At 51.3% G+C, this 25,285-nt stretch carries 24 protein-coding genes and 1 pseudogene; 14 read left to right on the forward strand and 11 right to left on the reverse strand.

Features of this window, described 5'->3' with window-relative positions; all coding sequences use genetic code 11:
• Nucleotides 1-105: 105 nt before the first annotated feature.
• The 4 genes from FCL47_RS16345 to FCL47_RS16360 all read left to right on the forward strand — a co-directional run bounded on the left by FCL47_RS16345 (nt 106) and on the right by FCL47_RS16360 (nt 3,943).
• A complete protein-coding gene (locus FCL47_RS16345; RefSeq protein ID WP_136814604.1) occupies nt 106-1,560 on the forward strand; it encodes an ATP-binding protein in 1,455 nt (484 codons plus the stop codon).
• Between the two features lie 12 nt (nt 1,561-1,572).
• The gene (locus FCL47_RS16350; RefSeq protein WP_136814605.1) at nt 1,573-2,241 is read left to right on the forward strand and encodes a response regulator; all 669 of its coding nucleotides are present in this window, start codon (nt 1,573-1,575) and stop codon (nt 2,239-2,241) included.
• Nucleotides 2,242-2,464: 223 nt separating this feature from the next.
• Entirely contained in the window at nt 2,465-3,658 is a 1,194-nt protein-coding gene (locus tag FCL47_RS16355) for a hypothetical protein (protein WP_136814606.1), read from the forward strand.
• Between the two features lie 24 nt (nt 3,659-3,682).
• Nucleotides 3,683-3,943, forward strand: a complete 261-nt coding sequence (locus FCL47_RS16360; protein WP_136814607.1) for a hypothetical protein — start codon at nt 3,683-3,685, stop codon at nt 3,941-3,943.
• Between the two features lie 280 nt (nt 3,944-4,223).
• On the opposite strand, the gene FCL47_RS16365 is transcribed toward FCL47_RS16360, so the two are convergent.
• The 3 genes from FCL47_RS16365 to FCL47_RS16375 form a co-directional block, all read right to left on the reverse strand.
• Entirely contained in the window at nt 4,224-4,697 is a 474-nt protein-coding gene (locus FCL47_RS16365; protein WP_136814608.1) for a flavodoxin family protein, read from the reverse strand.
• Nucleotides 4,698-4,763: 66 nt separating this feature from the next.
• Nucleotides 4,764-6,053 (reverse strand): acetyl-CoA C-acetyltransferase, encoded by a 1,290-nt coding sequence (locus tag FCL47_RS16370; protein ID WP_136814609.1) that lies wholly within the window; start codon nt 6,051-6,053, stop codon nt 4,764-4,766.
• 47 nt (nt 6,054-6,100) lie between these two features.
• On the reverse strand, nt 6,101-6,895 hold the full coding sequence (locus FCL47_RS16375; protein WP_136814610.1) for an SDR family NAD(P)-dependent oxidoreductase: 795 nt from the start codon (nt 6,893-6,895) through the stop codon (nt 6,101-6,103).
• 189 nt (nt 6,896-7,084) lie between these two features.
• Here FCL47_RS16375 and FCL47_RS25680 point away from each other — a divergent pair.
• A pseudogene (locus FCL47_RS25680) lies at nt 7,085-7,526 on the forward strand (acyl CoA:acetate/3-ketoacid CoA transferase); the annotation flags it as partial.
• Nucleotides 7,527-7,555: 29 nt separating this feature from the next.
• Here FCL47_RS25680 and FCL47_RS16390 read toward each other — a convergent pair.
• From FCL47_RS16390 to FCL47_RS16395, 3 genes are all read right to left on the reverse strand, one after another.
• Entirely contained in the window at nt 7,556-7,867 is a 312-nt protein-coding gene (locus tag FCL47_RS16390) for a helix-turn-helix domain-containing protein (RefSeq protein ID WP_136814613.1), read from the reverse strand.
• A 91-nt stretch (nt 7,868-7,958) separates the two neighbouring features.
• Entirely contained in the window at nt 7,959-8,126 is a 168-nt protein-coding gene (locus FCL47_RS24430) for a hypothetical protein (protein ID WP_153306375.1), read from the reverse strand.
• A 160-nt stretch (nt 8,127-8,286) separates the two neighbouring features.
• Nucleotides 8,287-9,501: a class I SAM-dependent methyltransferase gene (locus tag FCL47_RS16395; protein ID WP_167496532.1), complete on the reverse strand. Its 1,215-nt coding sequence runs from the start codon at nt 9,499-9,501 to the stop codon at nt 8,287-8,289.
• 326 nt (nt 9,502-9,827) lie between these two features.
• On the opposite strand from FCL47_RS16395, the gene FCL47_RS16400 reads away from it, so the two are divergent.
• The 6 genes from FCL47_RS16400 (at nt 9,828) to FCL47_RS16425 (ending at nt 15,087) form a co-directional block, all read left to right on the forward strand.
• Entirely contained in the window at nt 9,828-10,352 is a 525-nt protein-coding gene (locus FCL47_RS16400; protein ID WP_136814615.1) for a DUF3833 domain-containing protein, read from the forward strand.
• Nucleotides 10,353-10,505: 153 nt separating this feature from the next.
• Nucleotides 10,506-11,747, forward strand: a complete 1,242-nt coding sequence (locus FCL47_RS16405; RefSeq protein ID WP_136814616.1) for an NAD(P)/FAD-dependent oxidoreductase — start codon at nt 10,506-10,508, stop codon at nt 11,745-11,747.
• Nucleotides 11,744-12,481, forward strand: coding sequence for a DUF1365 domain-containing protein (locus tag FCL47_RS16410; RefSeq protein ID WP_136814617.1), 738 nt, complete (start codon nt 11,744-11,746; stop codon nt 12,479-12,481). The genes FCL47_RS16405 and FCL47_RS16410 overlap by 4 nt, the downstream gene beginning before the upstream one ends.
• Complete coding sequence (locus tag FCL47_RS16415) at nt 12,478-13,725, forward strand: cyclopropane-fatty-acyl-phospholipid synthase family protein (protein WP_136814618.1); 1,248 nt, start codon at nt 12,478-12,480, stop codon at nt 13,723-13,725. Before FCL47_RS16410 ends, FCL47_RS16415 begins: the two co-directional genes overlap by 4 nt.
• 141 nt (nt 13,726-13,866) lie before the next feature.
• On the forward strand, nt 13,867-14,355 hold the full coding sequence (locus FCL47_RS16420) for a DUF2878 domain-containing protein (protein ID WP_240744267.1): 489 nt from the start codon (nt 13,867-13,869) through the stop codon (nt 14,353-14,355).
• A 210-nt stretch (nt 14,356-14,565) separates the two neighbouring features.
• Entirely contained in the window at nt 14,566-15,087 is a 522-nt protein-coding gene (locus tag FCL47_RS16425; protein ID WP_136814620.1) for a hypothetical protein, read from the forward strand.
• 233 nt (nt 15,088-15,320) lie between these two features.
• Here the strand turns inward: FCL47_RS16425 and FCL47_RS16430 are convergent, their stop codons facing one another.
• From FCL47_RS16430 to FCL47_RS16445, 4 genes are all read right to left on the reverse strand, one after another.
• Nucleotides 15,321-16,040 carry a succinate dehydrogenase iron-sulfur subunit gene (locus FCL47_RS16430; protein WP_136814621.1) on the reverse strand — a complete coding sequence of 240 codons (720 nt, stop codon included), beginning with the start codon at nt 16,038-16,040 and terminating at the stop codon, nt 15,321-15,323.
• Nucleotides 16,041-16,056: 16 nt separating this feature from the next.
• Complete coding sequence (gene sdhA, locus FCL47_RS16435; RefSeq protein ID WP_370459569.1) at nt 16,057-17,799, reverse strand: succinate dehydrogenase flavoprotein subunit; 1,743 nt, start codon at nt 17,797-17,799, stop codon at nt 16,057-16,059.
• Between the two features lie 115 nt (nt 17,800-17,914).
• Nucleotides 17,915-18,502, reverse strand: coding sequence for a ferredoxin-thioredoxin reductase catalytic domain-containing protein (locus tag FCL47_RS25475; RefSeq protein WP_136814623.1), 588 nt, complete (start codon nt 18,500-18,502; stop codon nt 17,915-17,917).
• Nucleotides 18,503-18,697: 195 nt separating this feature from the next.
• Nucleotides 18,698-20,152 carry an SDR family oxidoreductase gene (locus FCL47_RS16445; protein ID WP_136814624.1) on the reverse strand — a complete coding sequence of 485 codons (1,455 nt, stop codon included), beginning with the start codon at nt 20,150-20,152 and terminating at the stop codon, nt 18,698-18,700.
• A 218-nt stretch (nt 20,153-20,370) separates the two neighbouring features.
• Between FCL47_RS16445 and phrB the strand changes: the two genes are divergently transcribed.
• Nucleotides 20,371-21,750 carry a deoxyribodipyrimidine photo-lyase gene (gene phrB / locus FCL47_RS16450; RefSeq protein WP_240744268.1) on the forward strand — a complete coding sequence of 460 codons (1,380 nt, stop codon included), beginning with the start codon at nt 20,371-20,373 and terminating at the stop codon, nt 21,748-21,750.
• 8 nt (nt 21,751-21,758) lie between these two features.
• Here phrB and FCL47_RS16455 read toward each other — a convergent pair whose 3' ends face one another.
• Complete coding sequence (locus tag FCL47_RS16455; RefSeq protein WP_136814626.1) at nt 21,759-22,763, reverse strand: hypothetical protein; 1,005 nt, start codon at nt 22,761-22,763, stop codon at nt 21,759-21,761.
• Between the two features lie 182 nt (nt 22,764-22,945).
• On the opposite strand from FCL47_RS16455, the gene FCL47_RS16460 reads away from it, so the two are divergent.
• Together FCL47_RS16460 and FCL47_RS16465 are read left to right on the forward strand one after the other, a co-directional pair.
• Nucleotides 22,946-24,640 (forward strand): TrkA family potassium uptake protein, encoded by a 1,695-nt coding sequence (locus FCL47_RS16460; RefSeq protein WP_136814627.1) that lies wholly within the window; start codon nt 22,946-22,948, stop codon nt 24,638-24,640.
• A 31-nt stretch (nt 24,641-24,671) separates the two neighbouring features.
• Nucleotides 24,672-25,277 (forward strand): CDP-alcohol phosphatidyltransferase family protein, encoded by a 606-nt coding sequence (locus tag FCL47_RS16465; protein ID WP_136814628.1) that lies wholly within the window; start codon nt 24,672-24,674, stop codon nt 25,275-25,277.
• Nucleotides 25,278-25,285 lie beyond the last annotated feature (8 nt).

Consider the following 25,285-nt stretch of genomic DNA (forward strand, 5'->3'; position numbering starts at 1 on the left):
CCGGTTCATATTTCTTCCACATTTGTTCTCTATCCTGCTTTTATGGCGCATCATCCCCCTCTGCACCTGATTTCAAGCAGGGGATCAACTTAACAAGGGATTTCTGTGAAAATCAGCATCAGACACAAACTCTTTGCCACGCTCCTGCTGACAACCGTGATCGTTGCGGTAGGTCTTTTTTTCTTTCTGCAATGGAATTTTGATCGTGGTTTTTTAAATTACGTCAAGAGCCAGGAAGTGGAACAGTTAGATAGGTTTGCCGTGCAGTTGACCGGTTATTATGTCCAAAACGGCAGCTGGCAGTTTATTGCCCGAAATCATCCTCTTTGGCGGAAAATACATAGAGATGCGTCCCATCTCTCTGATATTGAGGAAAGAATTGACCCTCAAAGGGGAAAGGTTTTTCCTGGTGATGAGCCTCTGCCACCGCCGGAAATTCTACCACCGAGGCTCCCTAGGGATTTGGGGCCGCGAATCGTTCTTTTTGATGCTGACCGGAGATGGGTGATTGGTGGGCCACCCGATGTCGCAAGGCGCAATAACCTTACCATGCGGCCTATCACTCACGAAGGAAAAGCCATCGGCTATCTGGGATTGATTCCGTTTAAAGAGCTGTCCCATTCTGGAGACCTCCTTTTTGTCGAACAGCAAACCGAGTCGTTTGTGCTGATAACCATCGTGATGGTGGGACTGTCTCTCCTGCTTACTTTTCCAGTGACCATCCATCTGTTGCGCCCCATAAATTCGCTGACAAAAGCGACACGACAGCTGATCGCCGGCCAATTCAAGACACGTATTGCCGTTACTACCGCGGATGAACTGGGCCGCCTGTCTGATGATTTCAATATCCTGGCCATGACCCTTGAGAAAAATGAAAAGAACAGGCAGCTCTGGGTGGCCGATATCTCCCATGAACTGCGCACACCTCTTGCTGTCCTGCGCGGTGAGATTGAAGCTGTCCAGGATGGAATACGGCAGCCTGATCCGGATACAATGGCTGCCCTGCATGGAGAGATCATTCATCTGGAACGAATGGTCAATGATCTCTATGAACTCTCTATGTCCGATATCGGAGCCCTGAATTATAAGAGGGTGAAGGTCAACCCGGCCGGAATTTTAGTGGGGACAGTCGAACTGTTCGAACAGCGGGCGCGTCAGAAAGGACTTGAACTGTCGACAGATCTGGATGTCGACGATTCCTGTTCTCTACTCGGGGATCCTGATCGTCTCCACCAGTTATTTACCAATCTGCTTGAAAACAGCCTCCGCTATACTGATTCACCAGGAAAAATAGCGGTTCAGGCAGAGGTCGATAAAGGTATGGTGGTTATTCGCATTGAAGATTCGGCGCCGGGTGTGTCTTCGGAACAATTACCAAGACTCTTCGATCGCCTGTACCGGGGTGAAGGGTCCCGAAATCGTGCTACCGGCGGGGCAGGGCTCGGGCTGGCCATTTGTAAAAATATTGTTGATGCCCATCAGGGGAGAATTGAGGCTGGTTGTTCACCGCTTGGCGGCGTCTTGATAAACATTCAACTGCCTCTTTATAGAGGCGCCTGAGATAACGACCAGATGAAACAAAAGATATTGATAGTAGAGGACGAAAAGCGTCTGGCTGAACTGCATCGTGATTATCTGCAGCAGGCAGGGTATGCAACGGAGTGTCTCCGGGACGGGATGCTTGCTGTCCCGTGGGTGAGAGACAACAGTCCGGATCTTATCCTGCTGGATCTTATGCTGCCGAATAAAGATGGGCTGGAGATCTGCAAGGAAATCCGCACATTTTCCAATGTTCCGATTATCATGGTCACCGCTCGAGCAGAAGAAATCGACCGGCTGCTTGGCCTGGAACTCGGCGCTGACGATTATATCTGCAAGCCTTTCAGTCCCCGGGAAGTAGTGGCTCGAGTTAAAGCCGTTTTGCGCCGAGGCTTGCAACCAGCCCAGACGGATCAAGTGCTGATCCTTGATGAAGACTGTTACCTGGCAACCCTGCAGGGAAAAGCCCTTGATTTAACTGCCGTCGAGTTTCAGCTGCTGAGCATTCTGGCTGGCAGGCCGGGACAGATTTTCAGCCGGGACCAGTTAATGGATCGCATCTACACCGACCGTCGTATCGTCTGCGATCGGACTATAGACAGCCATATTAAAAAACTGCGAAAAAAAATTGCCGTGGCCGCTCCAGACCTCGAGCTGATTCAGTCTGTTTACAGTGTTGGATATAAGTACAGAAATCCATGATGCCGTGCGATGCTTGATCTGGAAATATGCATCTGTACCGTCGCGCGGTTTCTGCGGTTTATGCTGAAAATGACCAAAGGACGACCAACCCAGAGCACTTTGAGGAAAATTATTCTCTTGTAAAAACAAAGGAATAATTTGTAAGGTACGCAGTAATTATAGCGTTGTCGCCGAGAGACAAGTTCTGTTTTTCCTCCTGGAACAATTATTTGGTGAGGGTCCCATGACTATAGGCGCACCTCGAGAAGTAACTACCCCGCACCGGCAGATCCCTTTAGAAATTCCACAAGGTGTTGCCCCGACGGAGTTTTTCAACAGTCCCTGCAATCTGCGTCATCTTGCCCGAGAAAACGGGCTGTTGCGCACCCCGGAAGGCTTCCTCCTTTATCGCAAGGCGATTGGTCATTCCAATCTCTTTGATACCTCTATTATTTACGATACCTCACAGAAAGTGCTTGATCCCATGGGCCGACCGGTCCGTCGTGACCAGCTTTCACGGGGGGAAAATCTGGTTTTTAGCCGGATGACCAAAGTGGTGATGGATTTCATGTTGGAGAAATATCCCGATCCTGAAAAACATCTGGTGTTCTGCGGGGAAGCCAGTCTGGATGCGACCTGGCCGCTGAATAAGTCCGGGGTGCCGAGCATTCGTATGATCCATAACCATTTCATGGTCTTTGAAAACTCTCTGCTGGCATCCTCGCCCCATGCAGCCGAAGATAATCCAAATCTGACCGACAGCGGCCATAACGGTCTCTTTCTCGATTATTTAAGTGATGTCTATCGGCGGTTTCTGGGGGTCATGGAGTTCGAAGTGCTCCGTCCGATTCAGCCTGAAAAATGTAAACTGGCTATCACCGGGTATCCTCAGGGCTTGCCCAGCTGGGAGGTTGTCGGCGGGGCAGCTTCGCTCAGCAGAGGGCAGTTCTGGAAAGAATACGATATGGTTCTTAAAGGGTTTCTCGATTTTTACCGGGCTCTGTTTGCCCTGGTTGCGGCGGAGGACAACAGGATTCCCGCCGATGCTGCATTTCCTGATCAAATCGAAGATATCCTGCTCTTTAGCGACCAGTTCCATCAGGCGGCCCGGATGCTGCGTTTGCAGGTACTGGAAGATCCGTTGTTTGCCAATCAGATTAGGTGGAAACCTGCTTATAAACAATTGCTGTACCGGGATGATGCCGGGCGGTTGATCGTCACGATCAGTCAGAACTCTGTTGGTAATGCCATCACCGAGCTGCTTGGCATTGTCGTTAAAAGAGTTGTCGACGAGCAGGCCTACGCCGAGGTGGAGGGAGCTCTGGTGGAAAACCTGCTGGAGTTGAGAAATCGGCTGGTTCGCTACAACCTCGGGACACCCATTGCAGCCCCATCATGGCCCCACGGCCGTTTTGTGGCCCCGGCCAAAGATTTCTAAAGAGTTGAGGTGGTTGAAGGAGATATGCTTATTCCAATAGACAACAATCCGGATATTGATACGGACAGAGATCTCAGTTCTGCCGAGCGGCACATTGTGCAGAAACTTTTCGGCTGGAAAACCATGGTGCACTCAGTTGCCGAGTTCCGGCAGAAAAAAGAATCGGCACTGGTCATGGGTTGGAACAATTCCGGGCCTATCAGGGAAAGCAGGGCTCTGGCGCTGGTGGCAAAGCAGCTGGAAAAAGAGATTGTCCATCGTCTAAGCCCGGGAAACGGGAAATAGGTCGGGATTCTTTTTAATACTTGTGCTGGGCGGGGCTCTGTTCAGTACTTCCTTGAGGGGCGTTCAGTTGATTGCTGGTGGTTTTCACTAATCCCGCCAAACAGCGTTGCGGGACTCTGTTTGGTACCCCCTTGAGGGGTGTAAGTTTATTGCTGATGGGGTTTTCACTAATCCCGCCAAACAGCATTGCGGGACTCTGTTCAGTACCCCCTTGAGGGGTGTAAGTTCATTCACGAAATAAAGTACTTGTAAAGAGCACAAGTACTTTATTTCTAATTCACTAAAAAATACCAAAATCGACGCCCGCGGCAAGGGTCTGCCCCAGCTCTTCCACGGCGGCCAGATCTTGTGCCGTCGGCGGGCCAGCGACTCGCAAATGTTCCTGCACCTGTTTCCATTTATAGCCGGCAGCGATTCTTTCAATCTGGGTTATTGCCCCCCGTCCGTCATTTCCCGCACAGACAAAGACGATAAAAGGCAGACCTGTAGTTTTGTCCTTTGCGGCCTCATATGTTCGATCGAAAAAATCTTTGATCATCCCGGCCATTGTCCCAAAATATTCGGGAGAACCGATGGCAATTGCCCTGCAGGCCAGAAGGTCTTCGAGACTGGCTTCAGCCGCTTTTTTGAAGACGACGGTTATGTTGGGTTCTTTTGCCGCGCCTCTTGCAAAACTCTCCGCCATCCGTTTCATGGTGCCGCCCTGGGAGTGGTATATAACCAGGATGTTTTTTTTCAGCGTATGCTCCTTCATGTTGAAATACCGTATTTCGGCCAAGAAAGGCACTGTTTGCTAATGGGAGCTCAGTGCCTCTTGATTTTAGCTGGCAATATTTTCCAGCACCATGGCCATCCCCTGACCGCCGCCAATACACAGAGAAGCCAGCCCCAGTGCCTGGTTGTTGCGTTTCATCTGGTTCATCAGCGTGACCAGGATACGGGCCCCGGTACAGCCGATGGGGTGGCCAAGAGAAATGCCGCTGCCGAGCACGTTGGTTTTCTCGATGTCGCAGCCGAGTTCGCGTATGCAGGCGATCGCCTGGGCGGCAAAGGCCTCGTTCAATTCGATACTGTCAAAGTCGTCGATGGTCAGCTTATGTCTGGCCATGATTTTGCGCACCGCCGGTATCGGGCCTAAGCCCATATAGGCGGGATCAAGACCGGCGGAGGAATGGGCCTTGATTTTCACCAGTGGTTTGAGACCTAATTCACGGGCCTTGTCGGCGGACATAATAAGCAGGGCGGCGGCGGCATCATTTAAGCCGGATGCATTGCCGGCGGTTACCGTACCGTCTTTTTTAAAGGCAGGACGCAGTTTGGCCATTTTCTCGGTGCTGGTTTCCATGGGTCGTTCGTCGACGGCAAAGATGCGCGGGTCTCCTTTTCGCTGCGGGATTGCTACCGGTACAATCTCTTTTTCAAAGAGTCCTTTACTGATGGCGGCGATGGCCCGCTGATGGCTGAGTGCGCCGATTTCATCCTGCTCCTGACGAGAGATGCCATATTTTGCGGCGATGTTTTCTGCGGTCATGCCCATATGATAGCCATAAAAAATTTCATGGAGGCCATCGAACACCATCAGGTCGACCATCTGTGCATCTCCCATTCGCTGGCCCCAGCGGGCTGCCGGCAGGCCGTAGGGGACGAGGCTCATATTTTCCATGCCCCCGGCCAGAATAATATCGGCGTCGCCGCAGCGTATCGCCTGAACCGCCAGAGCGACAGCCTCCATACCTGAGGCACACAGCTTGTTGATGGAGGTGGCGCTGGCCTCTTTTGGGATGCCTGCTTTGATCATTGCCTGGCGGGCGACGTTCTGGCCCTGGCCGGCACCGATGACGTTGCCCATGATGACCTGGTCTATTTCCACCGGTTGAGAGCTGCTTGCATAGTCATAGTATCGACTCTCCAGTTCAATCTGTCCCGCATCCCGGATTTTGTCTGCACCAAATTTGATACACTCTTCGCTTGCAACAGGGCGCAAGCCTGCAGCATGCAGGGTGCCCTTTAGGACCTGGGCGCCTAAATCGACGACCGGCGTGGCTTTCAAGGTACCGCCGTAACTGCCGATCGCCGTTCTGCTGCCGTTTACTATCACCACTTCTTTCATGCCTGTATCCTCCGTATTAAAAATATGCAGTCGTTAAACATCTGGAATTACCCCTTCGAGCCCAGACGTAATCCACCGTGGATGAAAACCGTTTCGCCGGCCATAGCCTCGTTTTTGTAGAGTTCGGCAACCAGCGAAATTACCTCTTCCGGCTCAATGAGTCGGCCAATGGGTACCTGATCGATAATTTTGCCGAGGACCTTTTCATCGATATTTTTCACCATCTGCGTCCCTACATAGCCGGGCGCTACGGCCATACAGCGAATTTTGTCGGCAATATTACGCCTGAAAAATTCGGCAGTCAGGACCTTCGGCATAACCGCCATGGCAGCTTTTGATGAAGAATAGTTGATCTGGCCGGCCGTTCCCAGAGATCCTGTGGATGATACCAGACAGATAAGCCCCCTGCAGTCATGATTGATCATCTGTTCAACACATTCCCGCACGGTCAGAAAGACCCCGGTAAGGTTTATATCGATAACGCGTTGGAACAGCTCAAGGGACATCTTGCCGGTAACTTTTCCCGTTGTGCGATCCGTTTTGATCATCATGGCATCGCCGGTTATCCCGGCAAAAGGCGCCACAAGGTTGATGGCACCAAATTTTTCAATGGCATACTGCGCCAGCCTGCTGCAATCATCTTCTTTCGTCACGTTACAGACAATGGAGGCGACTTCACTGCTTATTTTCTGCAACTCTTTTTCGGTCGTTTGCAATGCTTCTTCCTGGATATCCGCAATAACCGCTTTCCCGCCTTCTTTCAGCCAGTATTCAGCCAGTGTCTTGCCAATGCCCCCGCTGCCGCCGGTGATGACCGCGACGGATCCTTTAATTGCCAGCATTTTTTTCTCCTTTTTGAATTGTAAAAATTTCGTGTTGTTCAGTCCTCTGTAGAAATGATCAGAATAAACATTTTACCCTGATCTGCAACAGTGCAATCTCTGCGCCAACCGTTCAATCTTGCTATCACCCCGTGCGCAGCAGCACTGTCCTGCATTCCTTGTACCACGCATGGTATATTTATTGCTCTGGTCAATGTCAGTAAATTCGGCAAGAATCTGGCCGGAGCCGGCGGCTTTATCAACATCAGCCAGAATGCCCGCAAGGTCGTTTTTGTCGGCACCTTTACCGCAGGTGGCCTGGAGATGGCTATAGAGGATGGTGCGCTGTGTATGACTCAGGAAGGCAAGGCGAAGAAGTTTGTTCAGGGAACCGTGGAGCATGTCACTTTTCAGTGGGCGGTATGCAGCCAGAAGAGGGCAGAAAGTGGTGTATATTACCGAACGCTGTGTCTTTCTGCTGACTTCAGATGGCCTGGAAATCACTGAAATTGCACCGGGAATTGATCTCCAAAAGGAAATTCTCGACCAGATGGATTTTATGCCCATCATCAGTGGAAAACCCCGTTTGATGGACAGCAGGATATTTCTTCCGGCGGTGATGGAGATGAAACTCTCGCCCGTGGTTGTTTAAACCTCCTTCAACCGGGCACCCTCCCTGCTTCAGCCGGGAAGAAGGGCGATATTGTATCTGGCTATTTTCTTATACAGCAGAGTGCGGTGGATACCCAGTAACTCCGCTGTTTTGACCTTATGGTAGCCGGTCATCTTCAGGGCATCCTGGATGGCAACTTTTTCCGCTTTAGCCACCACCTCTTTCAGGAGTGAACCCGGGCCAACAGCTCGGGGCTCTTTGCCGCGGTGCAGGTAAAACCGCAGATCGGCTGCGGTCACCCGATCGCCTTCAAGTGTCGCCATGGTCCGTTCCATAACATTATTCAACTCCCGGACATTTCCCGGCCAGCTGTGTCGCATGAGCAGGGTCTCGGCGGTTTGGATACGATTGTCCAGCCGACAAGCATCGGTATGCAGGTATGCGCTTCATCCGGTGCCGTGTGACCCTGTCCTATTCGTCCTTCTTTATCTCGCGTATGGTCACATTTGAGCCAAAAGGCGGTTGGACACAGCGACATTTATACAGTATCTCCATCTGCAGCAGGGCATTGTCGATGATCTCTTCTTCCTCGAAGGTGTTGTCCTGTTCTTTTTTGTTGTTTTCTTTTCTTGTCTCCATACTGCAACCTCTTTTGCATTCTAGGCTATTGTGAAATTGGATGTTGCGCCGGTTTTTCTTTAAGCATCGCCAGCTGCTCCCGGTAATCGGGAGCCAGAAAAGAGAGTACGAATTTAAAAATCAGGAAGCAACCCTTATTTTTTATCGGCTGTAAACTGAATCAGTTGCGACGGATACCGGAGACCACAAAAAGCGGGTCGGCTAGATACAGCCGGTCGCTGTGTCGATCTTCGGCTGGCCTTGGGTAGCCGCGCAGTGATTCTGTGCGTAATTGCTTGAAACCTTTTTCGTGCAGGAAATAGTTGAGAACCAGCCCCTGTCTCTCGAAGGGGTGTAAATCTGCCCATGGTTCAATCTGTTTGCCGGGAAACCAGCGATCGGATGCAATAACCACGAAAATTCCCCCAGGGCGAAGAATTCTTGCAACTTCGGCCATCACTTCACGAGGTCGGACCAGGTATTCGATGGACACCGTACAGATAACCGCATCGAAATGGTGGTCGCTAAAGGGGAGCAGCGGCTGTATATTAAGGTCGTGAACAAGAGAGAAAGATAACTGTTTATTACTTTCCAGTTCTTCCCTGTTGAGTCCGATACCGGTAACGTGACAATCCCGTAAAGTATTGGGGAGATGGGACTGCCAACTGCTCATGAGATCGAGAATCTTTGACCCCGGCGCTAACAGTCGTCCATATATAGCCCGGACGTGCGCTCGTGCCGTGCTGTCAAGATGATGAACGAGTCTCGGGAGTCGATAAAATGTGCTGTCTTCCTCTTTGCTCTCTCTGCTCAGGGGATATGGCATATAGGGATGTGTCGTACATCTCGCGTCGGGCACCTGCATGCCCGGACCGTTTATCGTGAGCAGCTCGGCAATATCATTGGCCGCACCGCCACGCTGTGAGGCCGTATCCAAGGACTGTATCATTGTGGCCTCAACTGTCAGCGCAGATTTGGCCAGGGGATGATTGGTGTCGGCAACGAGGGTGTTGGCCGATGCTGCTATGAGTCTGAACGGGGTTGTGGTTTCCGGAAATGAATTGAGCGCTTTCCAGGCATAACTCTGTGGATAAAACCTTCCGGGGAGAGGGCGCGACAAAGTCGAGTCATGTCCGTTAACAAAGAGATGTTTAGGAAATTCAATAATTTTTTTCTCAGTATATTCAGGTACCAGGCCTCCCGCATCAAAAGCTTCCCGATAGACATCTCCCGGAGATAGGGCGGCGATATTTTGCCGCAGATTTCCTGGAAAAAAATCCCGCCAGAAATCAATTTTCTCTGCGTACCATCGGTCGTTGTGCAGGCCATACTGGCTCTGCCATTGAAGAGACAATTCCAGTACCGCCCGCTTTGCCGTTGTATTCTTTTTCATCATACAATCCTCTCGCGTGAAAATGTTGCCCGCCTCCATCATTGATTTTCAGTCCATCTCTCCCAACAAATTACCTCCAGACACATCCTGTTTCAATGATAAGAAATAGATGGAGTATTGATAGTAACAACACTTACTGAGCGTGGTGCGTACCAAGGTGAGCGGGGCAATCATGATCCCATGTGCACAGGAGCAACTGTCATTTGTATGATAGTATTTGCTATCAATAAACAGCATCTAGGCTATCGTTGCGCGGGTTGTTTCCAATCTTATAATATATTCCATGATAGGTTCTACCCCACCCAATCAGAAAAAAGGAAGGAACCCCGATGCGACTATTTATTATGATTGCTCTTTGTGTTGTCCTGACAGGCTGCTCCGCAATAGACATGAAACAGTACAGTGCGAACCAGCCTGCCCTTGATCTGTATAGCTTCTTTCAGGGACAGACTAAGGGGTGGGGCATAGTGCAGGATAGAAAAGGACGACTGACACGTCAGTTCACCGTGGCAATTACCGGTACTGTCAACAGTGATGGCAGTCTGATCCTTGCCGAAAATTTCGACTGGAGCGATGGGGAGAAGTCGACAAGAACCTGGATACTGGACCGACTGGACAACCACAGGTATGCCGGCAGGGCTGAAGATGTAGTCAACAGCGCCAGTGGAACGCTGTATGGCAACGTCCTCAATTGGCAGTATGTGCTGAACATCAAGGTTGATGATACCGCCTGGAAGATTACCTTTGACGACTGGATGTTTCTCGTGGATGACAAAATTTTGCTGAATAAGGCGACCATGTCGAAGCTTGGCTTTACAGTTGGCGAAATAACCATTGTATTTCAAAAAAGATAAATTATTCTGATCTGTAAACGTGATAGGCCTGACACCCTGGAGAGAGAGAAGCATGAAAATTCTTATTCCAAAACGTTTTGCATCTCTCGGGCTGATTCATCCGTATCTGCCACGTGTCATCTGGCCTAACCTTGACGAGAAGATGGAGAGAGTATGCGAAGAAAGGAGATAGCTATCGTTGGTTCCGGAATAGCAGGCCTGACCTGTGCCTACACCCTCGCTCCACACCATAATGTCAGCGTCTTTGAGGCTAATGACTATATTGGTGGGCATACCCATACGGTCAGGGTTGAAAAAGACGGCGAAGTCTCCGATATCGATACCGGTTTTATAGTCTTCAATGACCGTACCTATCCCCATTTTATCGAGTTGATCGAGCGGCTGGGAGTGAAGTACCAGCCGACCGAAATGAGTTTTTCGGTGCGTAACGATCGCATCGATCTCGAGTACAACGGTAACAACCTGAACACTCTTTTCGCCCAGCGCAGCAACCTGGTCCGTCCCCGGTTCTTGTCCATGGTGAGAGACATTGTCCGCTTTAATAAACAGGTGCGAAGGGCCGCTGGTGAAAACGAAACGCTCACTATCGGCCAGTTTTTAGAACAAAACAGCTACTCAGCTCTGTTTATAGAGAATTATCTGCTGCCGATCATTTCGGCGATCTGGTCGATGGGACTTGAGAGTTGTAAGGATTTTCCCCTGCAGTTTTTTGTTCGATTCTTCGATAATCATGGACTGCTCGACATAATCAACAGGCCGCAATGGTACACCATTGAAGGAGGTTCAAGTAGTTATATTGAGCCCCTGACGGCGGGCTTTCGTGATCGTATCAGATTGAGAAGTGCAGTCGTCGGCGTTGCCAGAGCAGACAACAGGGTGCAGGTGAGCACCGCAGAAGGAACCACTGGCTTTGATGAAATAATCTTTGCCTGTCATGGCAGGCAGGCTCTTTATCTGCTGCAGGAGCCATCCGCTGCGGAACGATCTGTTCTGGGACAGTTTCACACCTCGGAAAATAATGTCGTTCTGCACAGTGATATCTCTTTTCTGCCCAAAAGAAGACTGGCCTGGGCCAGTTGGAATTACAATATGGTCGATGTCGCCAGGGAGCAGACGACGCTTACCTACAACATGAATATTTTGCAGCGCCTGTCTAAAAAAAATACCTATCTGGTATCGCTCAATCAAGAAATCCCTGAGCAACATGTCCTGCAGCGTTTTACCTACAACCATCCGGTTTATACTGTCGCTGCCATACAGGCGCAACAGCGGTGGGGGGACATTTCAGGGCTGAACAACAGCCATTTCTGCGGGGCATACTGGTATAACGGATTTCATGAAGATGGCGTCCGAAGTGCGCTGCGGGTCTGCGCAGCAATAGGAGAGCGATCATGAAACCGGCCCTGTACGTGGGCACCATCGCCCATAAACGACAGCTTCCAGTGGAACACCGTTTTCAATACCGATTTTTTATGTGGTTTCTCAATCTTGATGAACTTGACGCCCTGCCCTCGGTTTTCCCGTGGTTTTCGACGACCAGACGGGCTCTCAGTCGATTTTATCGTCCTGATTATTATGGAGACCCCGCCGTGCCGTTAGCCGGTGCCATAAGAAACAGGATGGAGGAGCTGACAGGTCGGCCGGTCACCGGGCAGGTTTGCGGGCTGCTCAATATGCGAACCCTGGGGGTGTACTTTAGTCCGGTAAATTTTTACTACGGTTATGACGGCAGTGGGATATTGACCCATTTCCTGGCTGAAGTGTCGAATATTCCCTGGAATGAGCGGCATCAGTACGCGCATTATGTCGGCGATAATGCGCTTGAGCCTGACAATGCAAAACAATTTCGTGTATCGCCGTTTAATTCGATTCAACAGCACTATAGCTGGAAGATCAAAGCCCCGGCTGAAACCCTCACGGTACAGCTTGGCGTAGACGATGAACGGGGCCGTGTCTTTCAGGCATTTCTCAACCTGAGAAGACACCCCTTTGCCAGGAACACTGTGACGAAAGAGCTGCTCAGAAGACCGGCCATGACGCTCTATATAATCGCCGGAATCTACTGGCAGGCCTTCAAGCTCTATAGAAAAGGGGTGCCTTATGTTCCCTATGAGAAGGAGATGATATGAATAACAGCACTACCGCCGCCCGATGTGAAACTTCAGCAACCAAGAAATCGCTTCCGGTCAGCTGGTCGAGATTTCTGGTCTTGAAAATGTTGACCGGACTGCAGCATGGGCAGATTATCCTGCAGGAAGGCCATAAGAAATGGGTCTTTGGCAAAGGAGGATCGTTACGGGCGCATATTCTGGTGAACGACAAAAGCTTTTACCGCAAGGTCCTTTTGGGCGGCTCGATCGGCGGGGGCGAGGCCTATGTTGATGGAATCTGGAAAGTCGATGATTTGACGGCTCTGGTGCGGATTATGGTGCTCAATATGGCTTTCTTAGATCGAATGGAACGGGGTTTTGCATGGTTGCTCCGACCTGTCGATCTGCTGCGCCATGCGCTGAACGCCAACAGTAAAAGCCGGTCCAAGCGCAATATCCTGGCCCACTATGATCTTGGTAATGACATGTACGCGTCTTTTCTCGACCCAACCATGATGTACAGCTCGGCAATATATCCCCGAGCTGACGCCAGTCTTGAAGAAGCATCGGCCCATAAACTGGAGATCATCTGTCGCAAACTTGATCTGCAGCCTACGGATCGGGTTATTGAGATCGGTACCGGTTGGGGTGGTTTTGCCATCTATGCGGCAAAAAATTACGGCTGCCATGTAACAACCACCACTATCTCAGATGCGCAGTACCAGGAGGCTGCCAAAAGAGTCAGGGATGCAGGTTTGACTGACAGGATAACGCTATTGCGCAGTGATTACCGGGATCTGACGGGCCAGTACGATAAACTGGTCAGCATCGAAATGATCGAGGCTGTAGGCCATCGATTTTTACCGGTTTTTTTTGCTCAATGCGGTGAACTGCTCAAGCCGGACGGGAAAATGCTGTTGCAGGCCATAACCATCACCGACCAGAAGTATAAACAGTACACACGTACAGTTGATTTTATCCAGCGATATATTTTCCCCGGTGGTTGTCTGCCGTCTAATTCCAGGATGCTGCAACTGATTGCGGAAAAAACCGACATGGTTGTCCGGCAGTTAGATGACTTCGGCTTCGATTATGCCAGGACCCTCAGGGATTGGCGGAGTCGTTTTAATGAATCGTTTGCCGGCCTGCGCAATAATGGCTATGACGAGACCTTCAGGCGACTCTGGGAATATTATCTCTGCTATTGCGAGGGTGGTTTTCTGGAAAGATCGATAAGCGTTGTTCAACTCGTGGCATCCCGTCCGGGCCATCGAGGGCGGTAGGGCTCATGGAAATATGAGTGCCTTGCCCCTGAAAACCTGGCAAAATACAAGAAATCCGGAGGTTGTATCGATATCAAAAATTTAAAGTCATCACCAGGGCACCTGTCCCGGCTTACTTCCCTTTTACCGGGGTTCATCAATGTGCTTTTATATCAGCTCATCTGGTTTCTCTGTGTTCTGGGGGGCAACAGAGGAGCACTGGCCGCACTGCCTCTACTGCTCATGCATCTTGCCCTGACCGGCAGCAGAGCTGCGGATTTGAAAATGATGGGTATTATGGCGTTTCTCGGCCTGGCTGTTGACGGCACCCTGCAGCATATCGGGTTTTTTAAATTTACCACTGCCGGATTTCCCATTCCTCTCTGGCTGATGGTGATCTGGCTCGGCCTGGCCATCACGCCGCATCATAGCCTTGCCTGGCTGCAATCCCGGCCCGTACTGTCGGCGGTGTTCGGTGCCCTGGGCGGGCCGGCTGCCTACTGGGCCGGCGTACGGCTGGGGGCAGCTTCTTTTCAATGGCCGCTGCTGCAGGCCCTGGCTTTTTTGTCATTGCTCTGGGCCTGTCTCTGGAGCCTGGTCATGTATTGCAGCATGCATGCAAAAGTGGATGAAAGCGGAAAAAAACGATAGTTATTTCCTTTGTTCGGAAAAGATTTATGCATTCCTTGCCGGAAGCGCATCCGTTTATGGGTTTTGTGCGGAAAGAAATGGTCCGGCGCTTGAAAAAAGGGCTGCGGCGGATTCAACGTATCCCCTTGCAAATACGATTTTAATCCATATAATCTTGATGTACCTATCTACTGACTGCCGTCAGATAAACCCAATTATAGGACAATCAATATGATACAATTAAAACCCCTGAAACCCGAGGCAACCGAAGCAGCACTTGAAAAAGCCAGACGTTACCGTCTCCTCAATGAACCGGATGTAGCCGAGAGTATCTGTCTCGATATTCTGGCCGGGCAGCCGGGGCACCAGGAAGCCCTCATCACCTTATTGCTGGCATTAACCGATAAGTTTCGGGTGTCAGGAATTGTTCCGGCTTTTGAGCAGGCACAGGAAGTTATTGCGCAGCTCGATAATTCCTACAGCAAGGCATACTACCAAGGTGTGATTTTTGAACGGCGGGCAAAGTTTCATCTCCATCAAGGCGGACCGGGCGCAGGAACTGCGGCATATGACTGGTTTGTCAAGGCTATGGAGGCTTTTGACCAAGCCCTCGGCGAGGACGATCCGAAAAATCAGGAGGCTGTTATTCGCTGGAATTGCTGTGCCCGTATTTTGAACAGCCGGCCCGACCTGAAGGCGGATGATTCGATTGAGGGTGAAATGTTGCTCGACACTTATGAAATGCCGCACTAAAGTCAGCTCTGGCGGTGAGAACCTGGAGAGCTGATTTGGGGTAGTTCTGGATCATCTGTAAAAAACGATGGGCAGGTGATGCTGTGATACACGCCCACAGGAAGTGTCCCTGCGGTAAAAGACTGAGTTTTGGGCTGGCTTTCGACATCCTTTGTCTTGTCGGCAACCAGCCCAAAACCGCCCCTCCATCCGTAACTCCTAGGAGATAACGGAGGGTTGGGGTTTTTACCCCATCATTTTTTAACCCCTTTCAGTTCCTTGATCATCTGTTTCGTCTGATTGATACGCTTGGTGATGAGAATACCGCGGGGACAACATTGGGTGCATTTAAAATGATTGTCACAGGCCCATACCCCATCTGATGTGTGGACCATCTGCAGGCGTTCGTTTTTGGCACGATCGCGAGAATCGGCAATAAACCGGAATGCCTGAACGCAGGCTGCAGGACCAATATAATCTGGTTTTGTATCCAGGATAGGGCACGACGAATAGCACGCTCCGCAGAGAATGCAGTTGGTGGTGTCGTCGAATACCAGCCGTTCTTCCGGCGATTGCACTCTTTCCTGCCTGTCCATCTTTTCGTCATTAATAAGAAAAGGCTGTACCGCACGATATTTATTGAAAAAATCGTCCTGTTTGACAATCAGGTCGCGCAAAACCGGCAGGTGATGAAGCGGTTCCACCGTCACGATGTCACCGTCCTTTTCAACCACATCCTTTACCAGAGTCTTACAGGCCAGTCCATCTTTGCCATTAATCCGCATGGCGTCCGATCCGCAAACCCCATGGGCACAGCTCTTGCGAAATCCCAGGCTGCCGTCCTGGAACCGTTTGATCTGCATGAGGGCATCCAGCAATCGTTCGTTTGGCTGAACATCTACTTTGTATTCCTGCACGTACGGCTGTTTGTCGGTGTCAGGGTTATACCGTTTTATTTTGAGAATGATATTCATGAGAGGCTCCTGTAACTCAGTAAATACGCGGTTTGGGTTCCCAGATTGAGGTGTCGACTGGTTTATAGTCAAGTCGTACCGTATCGCCTTCCAGATAGGCCAGGGAATGTCTCAGCCACTTCTCATCGTCTCGTTCGGTAAAGTCTTCACGGCTGTGTGCCCCGCGGCTTTCCTGGCGCTGCAACGCCGCCGCTGCGGTTACCAGTGAGAGATCGAGGAGATTGCCCAGCTCGATGACCTCCAGCAGATCGGTATTGAAACTCTTGCTGGTGTCCTGCACACGGACCGCATGATAGCGTTTGCGCAGTGCCTGTATTTCATCCACGGCGGCCTGCATTTGCTGTGCATTGCGATAAATGCCGACTTTTTCCATCATTGTCGTCTGCATCTCCTCGCTGATGTGGCCGCCATGGGGGCCTGCTGCGCCATCGGTGATACGGCTGATCCACTCCCGCGCATCGTTGGCCGCGGAGTCATCGACCACTGCTGCCTTGGCACTTTTGATATATTCGGCGATATGCTGTCCGGCACGTCGGCCAAAAACAACCAGATCGAGCAGGCTGTTGGTACCCAGGCGGTTTGCACCATGGACGGAAACGCAGGCACATTCACCGGCGGCATAGAGACCGGAAACGATGGTATTGTCAGCATCTTTGAGCACCCGGCCGTGCATATCGGTGGGGATTCCACCCATGGCATAGTGGGCCGTCGGCAGGACCGGAATAGGGGCATCTGCCGGATCGATGCCGAGATAGGTTTTACAGAAATCGGTAATATCGGGAAGTTTTTTCTTCAGGGTTTCTTTGCCCAGATGGGTGGCGTCCAAATGGACATAATCATCTATTTTGCTGTCGCCCCGAATACCCATTCCGGCACGTATCTCGGTCTGGATCGACCGGGCAACTATATCGCGGGGTGCCAGATCAAGCAGCTTTGGCGAATATCTTTCCATAAAACGTTCGCCTTTGCGGTTGCGCAGGATACCTCCCTCGCCCCTGACCGCCTCGGAGATGAGAATGCCCAGTCCCATAATACCGGTTGGATGGAATTGATAAAATTCCATATCCTCCAGTGGAATGCCGCGCCGTGCGCACACGGCAGGACCGTCACCGGTGTTGGCATACGCATTGGATGTGATTTTAAACATCCGGCCGAAGCCGCCGGTGGCAAAGAGCACCGCTTTGGCGGCAAATATATGCAGCTCTCCAGTTGCAAGCTCGACTACCACCACGCCCTTGCAGGTGTTGTCTTCAAGAATCACATCGAGTACCTGGTACTCATCAAAAAAAGACACCTTGTTTTTGATGCACTGCTGATACAGGGTCTGCAGGATCATATGGCCGGTTCTGTCGGCGGCATAGCAGGCGCGGTGCACGGGGCCTTCGCCGAAATTGCGGGTATGGCCGCCAAAACGCCGCTGGTCGATGCGCCCGTCCTTGGTGCGATTGAACGGCAGGCCTCGGTTCTCCAGATCATAGACCGCCTGGATTGCCTCCTCTGCAAGAGTCTGTGCCGCCTGCTGGTCGACCAAATAATCGCCGCCTTTGACCGTATCAAAGGCGTGCCATTCCGCCTTGTCTTCCTCGACATTGCCGAGAGCTGCGCTGATGCCCCCCTGAGCCGCCCCGGTATGACTCCTGACCGGGTGTAATTTGGATAAAACTGCTGTCCTGGACTTTTGACTGGCCTCGAGCGCGGCATAGAGGCCAGCGCCCCCTGAACCGACAATAACCGTATCGAATTGATGTATCACTTGCACCTCCTGAAAAATGAAATCGAGTTAAAAGGACAGAACAGTAACTCTGCGTTATGGAAGCTGTACCCCCTGAAAAAGGTGTGTCTGATCATGCCACCATACGTACAAGCCAAGCGGCTCAGTCTTCGTAGAGTTCGGGCGGTCTTCTCTCAGGAACTATCTGGCGTTTCACCTTGCCGGTATACCAGTCTGCCGAGACATAGAGCGAGCAGAAGCAGCTCCCGAATTCCGCGACATCCGGTTCTCGATAGATGCAGGGGCAGATAATATCGCGATCGTTCTCGCGTACCCCGGAGGCAAGTCGGCATGGACAGGCCATATAGCCATAACGTTTTTTATTGGTGAGCAGGCTGCGCAGAAGCTCGAAGGTTTTTTCTTTGTCGCCATTCAAATAATACCCTTTGGGCTCGTTGATTTTTCTCAGCATCTCGTACAGCTCATCCACTTCGGTATGAATGCCTATTTTTTCTTTTATTTCCTGAACTTTATATCCCACGATAACCTCACCATCAACCACTACCGTAGGAAAAGAGCATTGTGGATTAACGCTCCTGAGGTCTTTTAAAACCTTTTTCTTGTCTTCTGCAGAGAGTTCGTCTGCCTGTATACATGTGTGGGCGATTGCCAGATCGTCGAACATTTTCTTGATGGCCTGACAGAACACGCAGGTGGTCAAGCTGTAGAGAATAATTTTTTTTATCGCCATTTCGGTATCTTTGCAATGCGTTGTTGAGAGTTTTATCGAGTTGTCACGATTCGGTTGTACTCCTGATTATCATTCTAAGATGGGAAATTATTTCTGCAAGCTGTTTCCGGGCCGGCAGGAGCAGCAGGAAGCGGCGAGGGCGTCGGACAGTATCTCATGATACAGTTGGCGTCGCATCTGCAGACTGCCAGGGTGTTACTCGGTTTTGCCGGCAGCACTGACAACGGTCCGGGCTAGATTGTTGAAAACAAAATGATGCAGGGGCAGAACCAGATACCAGTACAACCGACCCAGCACCCCTCGGGGTATAAAATGGGCGGTCTGCACCAGTTGATCGGGCTGCACATCGAATTCCAGCCAGGCCTCACCCGGTAATTTCATCTGGGCGTAGAGGAGCAGACGTTTGTCGGGTTTTATATCGACCACTTTCCAGAAATCCAGTGCATCGCCGACCCGCAACTCGCCGCATATTCGCCTGCCCCGATTGAGGCCGTAGCCACCGATCATTTTATCGATAGTCCCGCGTATTCGCCAAAGATAATTGTACTTAAACCAACCATTGCGGCCCCCCACCGCACAGGCTGAGCGAAAAACATCCTGCTGTCGCTGGCCATTGGCAAAAGGGACAATCCGGGTATCCCGTAAAATAGCCCCGGCAGGGTTGTCAAAATCCTTAATGTCGCAGGCCTCGCTGCTGCTGCTGTCACACCACCGACTGAGCACCTGGTTATGCTCAAGCTCCCCGATTGCATCGGCAACGGTCTGCTTGAACGTATGCGGGTGTATTTCCGGATAAAATCGTGCGGCGTTATCGTTTTGTATAATGGTTTCGCTTTTAAGGCCTTCAACCAGTGCCGCGACAAGTTTATAGGGCAGCGGGGTAAAAAGGATCAGCCAGTAGGAAGAAAGACGGGGCGAGAGGACAGGGACAGGGATAATGTATCTCTTCAGCCCCATAATTTCGGCCGCCTGCTGCATCATTTCTTCAAAACTGAGTTTTTCAGCGCCAATATCGACAATCAGATTCCCGGTATGTGCCAGATCGATCGATGCCTGCAGATAGGAGAGGACATCTTCAATACCGATGGGCTGGGTGCGGTTTCGCACCCAGCGGGGGGCTACCATCACCGGCAGCTTCTGGCTTATATTTCTGATAATTTCAAAACTGGCACTGCCGGAGCCGATAATAGCCCCGGCGCGCAGCCAGATCGTCTGGATCCGATCGGGTTTGGCGGCAAGAATTTCCCCGGTTTCGATCCGGCTCAACAGATGTTTGCTCGCGTCCTGCCGCACGCCTAGTCCACCGAGGTAGATGATTCGCCGTACCCCGTTTGCTATGCAGGCATCGCGGAAATTCTCGGCACTGACCCGATCCCTGTCCTGAAAATCATCTTTGGATCCCATGGAATGGATAAGGTAAAATGCTGTGTCAACCCCTGCCAGGGCATCATGCAGGATGTCTTTATCAAAAGTCGATCCTTCGCGGATGTCGACCCTGTCAGCAACGGAAACCTGCACTTTGTTTCGGTTGCGGACCAAAATCCGTATTTTCAGAGCAGAACTCTTCAGCAGACGATGTTTCAGGCGTCTGCCGATATAACCGGTCGCACCGGTTATCAGTACAGTCTTTTTGGGGATGGCATCAGGCATAATCGGCGTATTTTTTTAGTGAGGAATTTATTTCTGTTTACACAATAACAACGAAGATTGAAAGATGTATCGTCTTTCCCGCCATTGCTCATTTTCTCCGGCAAGGCTATCATGACTAATAATTAAGCATATGTTAGTGTGGCATCAAGAAGTAATAAATGGCAGGAAAGTAATCGTATAAACTATCACTTTGCGCTTCAGGTATTCGGCTGATGGGAATGAATAGACGAAACATCGATATAGAACGAAGAAGCCGACGCCTGGCCGATGGCGGAAGGGGAGAAGGGCCCGTTGTTTACTGGATGTCCCGGGACCAGAGAGTCGGCGACAACTGGGCGCTTTTGCTGGCACAGCAGGAGGCTCTGATCCGCCGCAAAGGATTGCTGGTGGTATTCTGTATGATTGGTGATTATCCGGGGGCCACCTTGTGCCACTACCGGTTCATGCTCAGGGGGCTTCAAGAAGTCCGGCAAAAACTCCACCAGTTGAATATTGGCTTTACCTTGCTTGAAAAAAGCCCCGAACAGATACTCCCTGGATTTTTGCACGGGATCGATGCCCACCTGTTGATCGGTGATTTCGATCCTCTCAGCATTAAACAGTGCTGGAAAGCCAGCCTTTTATCCGAATTGACGGCGCCGTATGTTGAGGTAGATACGCACAATATTATTCCTGCCTGGACTGTTTCTGCCCAAAAGGAGTATGCCGCCTACACGATTCGGCCGAAAATAAAGCGACTCCTGGAAAGTTTTCTGACTGACATCCCGGCTGTCAAGCACCATCCTTTTGCCTGTGTGCCGGTTCCTGCCACCGTTGATTTCGATCGACTTGTCCGCAACGTGGCCGACCAGGCACCGGTGCTGCAGACCCGGTTGCCGGCAGGCGAAGATGCGGCATTGCAGGCGGCCATTTCTTTTGTTCACGATAAGCTTCATACTTATGGTGCACTCCGCAACAATCCGTGCGTGGACGGTCAGTCAGGTCTTTCTCCTTATCTGCATTTCGGGCAGTTGTCCCCCCAGAGACTGGCCTGGCTGGTAAACCGGTCAGAGGTGTCGCCAGAAGCGAAGGAACCGTTTCTTGAAGAGCTTGTTGTCCGCCGCGAGCTGTCCGATAATTTCTGTTTGTACGAACCTGCCTACGATCGTTTTGCCGGTTTTCCCGACTGGGCGCGTACAACGCTCAACCAGCATCGCAGCGATACAAGAGAGTATATCTATTCCCTGGCCGACCTGGAGGCCGGCGCCACCCACGAAAGCCTCTGGAATGCCTGCCAGCTTGATCTGGTCCAGAGCGGCAAACTCCATGGCTACCTGCGAATGTATTGGGCTAAAAAAATCCTGGAATGGACCGTCGATCCCGAAACGGCAATCGATTACGCCATAACGCTCAATGATCGGTACTCGCTGGATGGCCGCGACCCGAACGGTTATGCGGGGATAGCCTGGGCCATTGGCGGCGTGCATGACCGGGCCTGGCAGGAACGTCCGGTGTTCGGCAAGATCCGCTATATGAATGCTGCCGGCTGTCGCCGCAAGTTTGATGTCGATGGCTATATAGCTTCCGTGCTGAAAAGATGCAGAGGGGCAGCCGGGTAGCCGGGGCCCTATTTAGTTTTCAGCAGCTCGGTATAGAGAGCCGTCAGTTCGATAAACAGGTCGTGGTCGCCGCCCCGATCCGGATGCAGCTGCATTGCCTTTGACCGGTACAGACGGCTCAGTTGCGCCCGGTTCATCTTTTTCAACTGTTCAAAAGGGGTGGCAAATACCGCACTGATCTTTTCAGCCGACAGGCCTGTCTTTTTTTCCGGCCAACGGAAAGTGCGATGGCCGGCCATAAATGATTTGGCAAAATCGGCAAAGAAGGAGCGCCGGTCCGGGGTGTAATCAAAGAACATGAACAGGTAGCGGGTCAGGTGGTGGTGCAGGGCATGGCCTCTCTGCTCGTTCTGCCAGAATTGCGGGTCGTTATTTAATCGACACAGCTCCGGTTCAAAATGTTCGGCTATTTCCTCGAAGGCCAGTGATTCCGGCAGCCACGGGGCAAAAGACTGGTGGAAGTATCGCTGGAGATTAAAAATCGCGTAGACATATTGCAGATACTGACCAGGTTGAAGGGCTTTCTCTTCGGCGGTAAAATAAAATTCCCGTTCATCGCGGCTTTGACCAAGCAGCGGACGACAGCTTTTTTCATGCAGACGGGCCAGGCGGCTTTGGTCAACTGCCCCATAACGAAGATAATAGAGGCGCCGACGATCAAACAGATGAACCTGGGCGGCAATTTGGTCTTTCTCCGCGTCGGTAAGTGGGCCTGTGCGAAATGTACTGCGCCCCCGGAAGCTATCGAGTCTTTTTTGTACCTCCTGCGGCAGGAAATCATGCAGTACTCGTTCAAGTACCGTCTCGCTGTCTTTACCGGTATGGGCTGAGACAGCCTGCTGTAAATTGTCGTCAAATAAAGCGACATGGTCGGCAAAAGATTGAATGAACTGGCCGGGGTTGTTTCCAAGATCAAATACTATTCGGAAATTAAAGGAGTTTTCTTTCGCCTCATAGGACTGGCGAATCTGGTAGCTGGCGGTGAAGCCACTCTGGAGTTTTGCCAAATACATATCAGCTCTCGGGAAGATGGAGGGCAATCTATAAGAGTCGTGTGGCAGGGATTGACACGAGCCACTGTATTGAGAATAGTAGCAAAGCTATTCTCAGCCTAGTATATACAGTGGGGATTGGCGGTCAGATGGTCAAACTGTCACGCACTGATCTATTCATTTTTTTGTTTTTTCGACCCACTATGAAATTTCTCCCTTCTCAGCTGCTGTTTTTCTTTCAGAACAAAACCACCAGGAAAAATATGGTCCTGTTGGCCAAGTTCATCGCTTTTATTTTCTCCATCATTGTCCTGTACAGCATTTGCTTCCATCTGCTCATGCTCTACGAGGGAAGGGAATTCAGCTGGGTGACCGGTGTGTACTGGACTCTTACCGTCATGTCCACCCTGGGTTTTGGCGATATCACTTTCTCGACCGATCTGGGCCTGCTGTTTACTATCATGGTCCTTGGTTCCGGCGTTATCCTGCTGTTGATTATGCTGCCGTTCACCTTTATTCAGTTTTTTTACTCCCCGTGGCTGGAAGCGCAATCGAAGAGCCGTACCCCCCGTGAGTTGCCTGAGGACACCTCCGGCCACATCATTATCACCTGTCTCGACCCGATAACGGAAAAGCTTGTCGCCAAGTTGAAACGGCGCGAATTTGAGTATGTCCTCGTTGTTGGTGAACTGCACCAGGCCGCAGAACTCTACGATGCCGGGTACAAGGTCGTTGTCGGGGATCCCGAGGATCCTGAAACCTATTATCGTCTCCGCGTTGAGAACGCCGCCCTGGTGGTGGCAACGAGTGATGACATGATCAACACCTCGGTGGCCTTTACCGTCAGAGAGATTACCCGCACCGTGCCCATCGTCACCAGCGCCAACCATGAAAATTCTCTTGATATCCTCCAGTTTCCCGGCAATACCCATGTCTTTCAATTTGCCAAGATGCTCGGCCATGCAATGGGCAATCGAACGCTTGGACTTGGCAGACCGGTTAACTTTGTCAGCAGCTTTGACAGGTTGCACATTGCTGAAATATCGGCGGTACAGACCTCGCTTGGCGGCAAGAATCTGGTGGACATCGGGATGCGGGAGAAGACTGGAGTCACGGTGGTCGGGCTCTGGGAGAAAGGAAAGTTTCAGGTGCCCAGGCCCGAGACGGTGATCAGCTCGACGACCCTGCTGCTCCTTGCCGGTACTGCAAAGCAGCTGGATAGATTTGAAGAGCTGTATGCTAACGGCAAAGAGATGCATGCAGCTGGTGCTCCGGTGCTTATTCTCGGTGGCGGTCGGGTCGGCCTTGCGGTCGCCGAAACGCTGGAAGAGCATCAAATCAGCTACAGGATCGTCGAAAAGAGGCCCAACCTGACCGCCGGAAAAGGGGAAATGTTTATCGAAGGAGATGCGGCCGATATTAAAGTCCTGGAACAAGCCGGCGTCATGGAAACAAAGACGGTCATCATAACCACGCACAATGATGCCATGAACATATACCTGGCATTTTACTGCCGCCAGTTACGCCCGGAAATTCAGATTATCAGTCGGGCGACTAATGAGCGGAGCGTGGCGAAGCTGCATATGGCCGGAGCTGACCTGGTTTTGTCATACGCGTCAATGGGGGCAAACAGTATTATCAATATTTTGAAAAATGATGAGATTTCCATGTTTACCGAAGGGCTGAACATTTTCAGGCGCCCAATGCCCCGCTCTCTGGTCGGCAAGAATCTGGTGCAGAGCCACATCAGGCAATCAACCGGCTGTTCGGTGATTGCCATCAAATCGGCCGGCAAGCTGATTGTCGGCCCTGATCCTTTGATTTCTCTGAAAGAAAGAGAAGAATTGATCCTGATCGGGACAACGGAAGCCGAGCTGGCGTTTCTTGACCGTTTCTAAGAGAGACATACGCTCAGGGGGAAGGTGCTCAATGCTTGATCGCTGGAGTCTACGGCTTTTTCGAACCCCATTGGACCGGGGAGCTGCCAGATTGAAAAAATCAGGCTGCAGTGCAGATAGAGTATCTCTTATCGCCTTTGGTATCGGCATGGGGGCGTTGCCCGCCCTTGCTCTGCACCTGTACTGGCTGGGTCTGCTCTGCATTGCACTCAACAGGATTGGCGACGGGCTCGACGGCGCGCTGGCCAGGGTGACGAGGGCCACAGATGCCGGAGGGTTTCTTGATATCGTCCTGGATTTTATCTTTTACTCGACGGTGGTGTTCGGTTTTGCCGCAGCCGATCCAGAGCAAAACGGACTGGCCGCGTCACTGCTGCTGGTCACTTTTGTCGGGACCGGCAGCAGTTTCCTGGCATTTGCCGTAATGGCCGAGCGACGGGGAATAGCCAACATAGTCCATCCACAAAAAGGGATCTATTACCTGACCGGCCTTGCGGAAGGGACCGAAACCATGATCTTTTTTGTGCTCTGCTGCCTTTTCCCCGGCCACTTTCCCGTGTTGGCCACTGTTTTTGCCGTCATCTGTATGGTTACCACCTTGACGAGAGTCATTGGCGGCTACCTGGCGCTGCGATGAGCTTTATG

It is taken from the genome of Desulfopila sp. IMCC35006 (genome assembly GCF_005116645.1).
GTDB lineage: Bacteria > Desulfobacterota > Desulfobulbia > Desulfobulbales > Desulfocapsaceae > Desulforhopalus_A.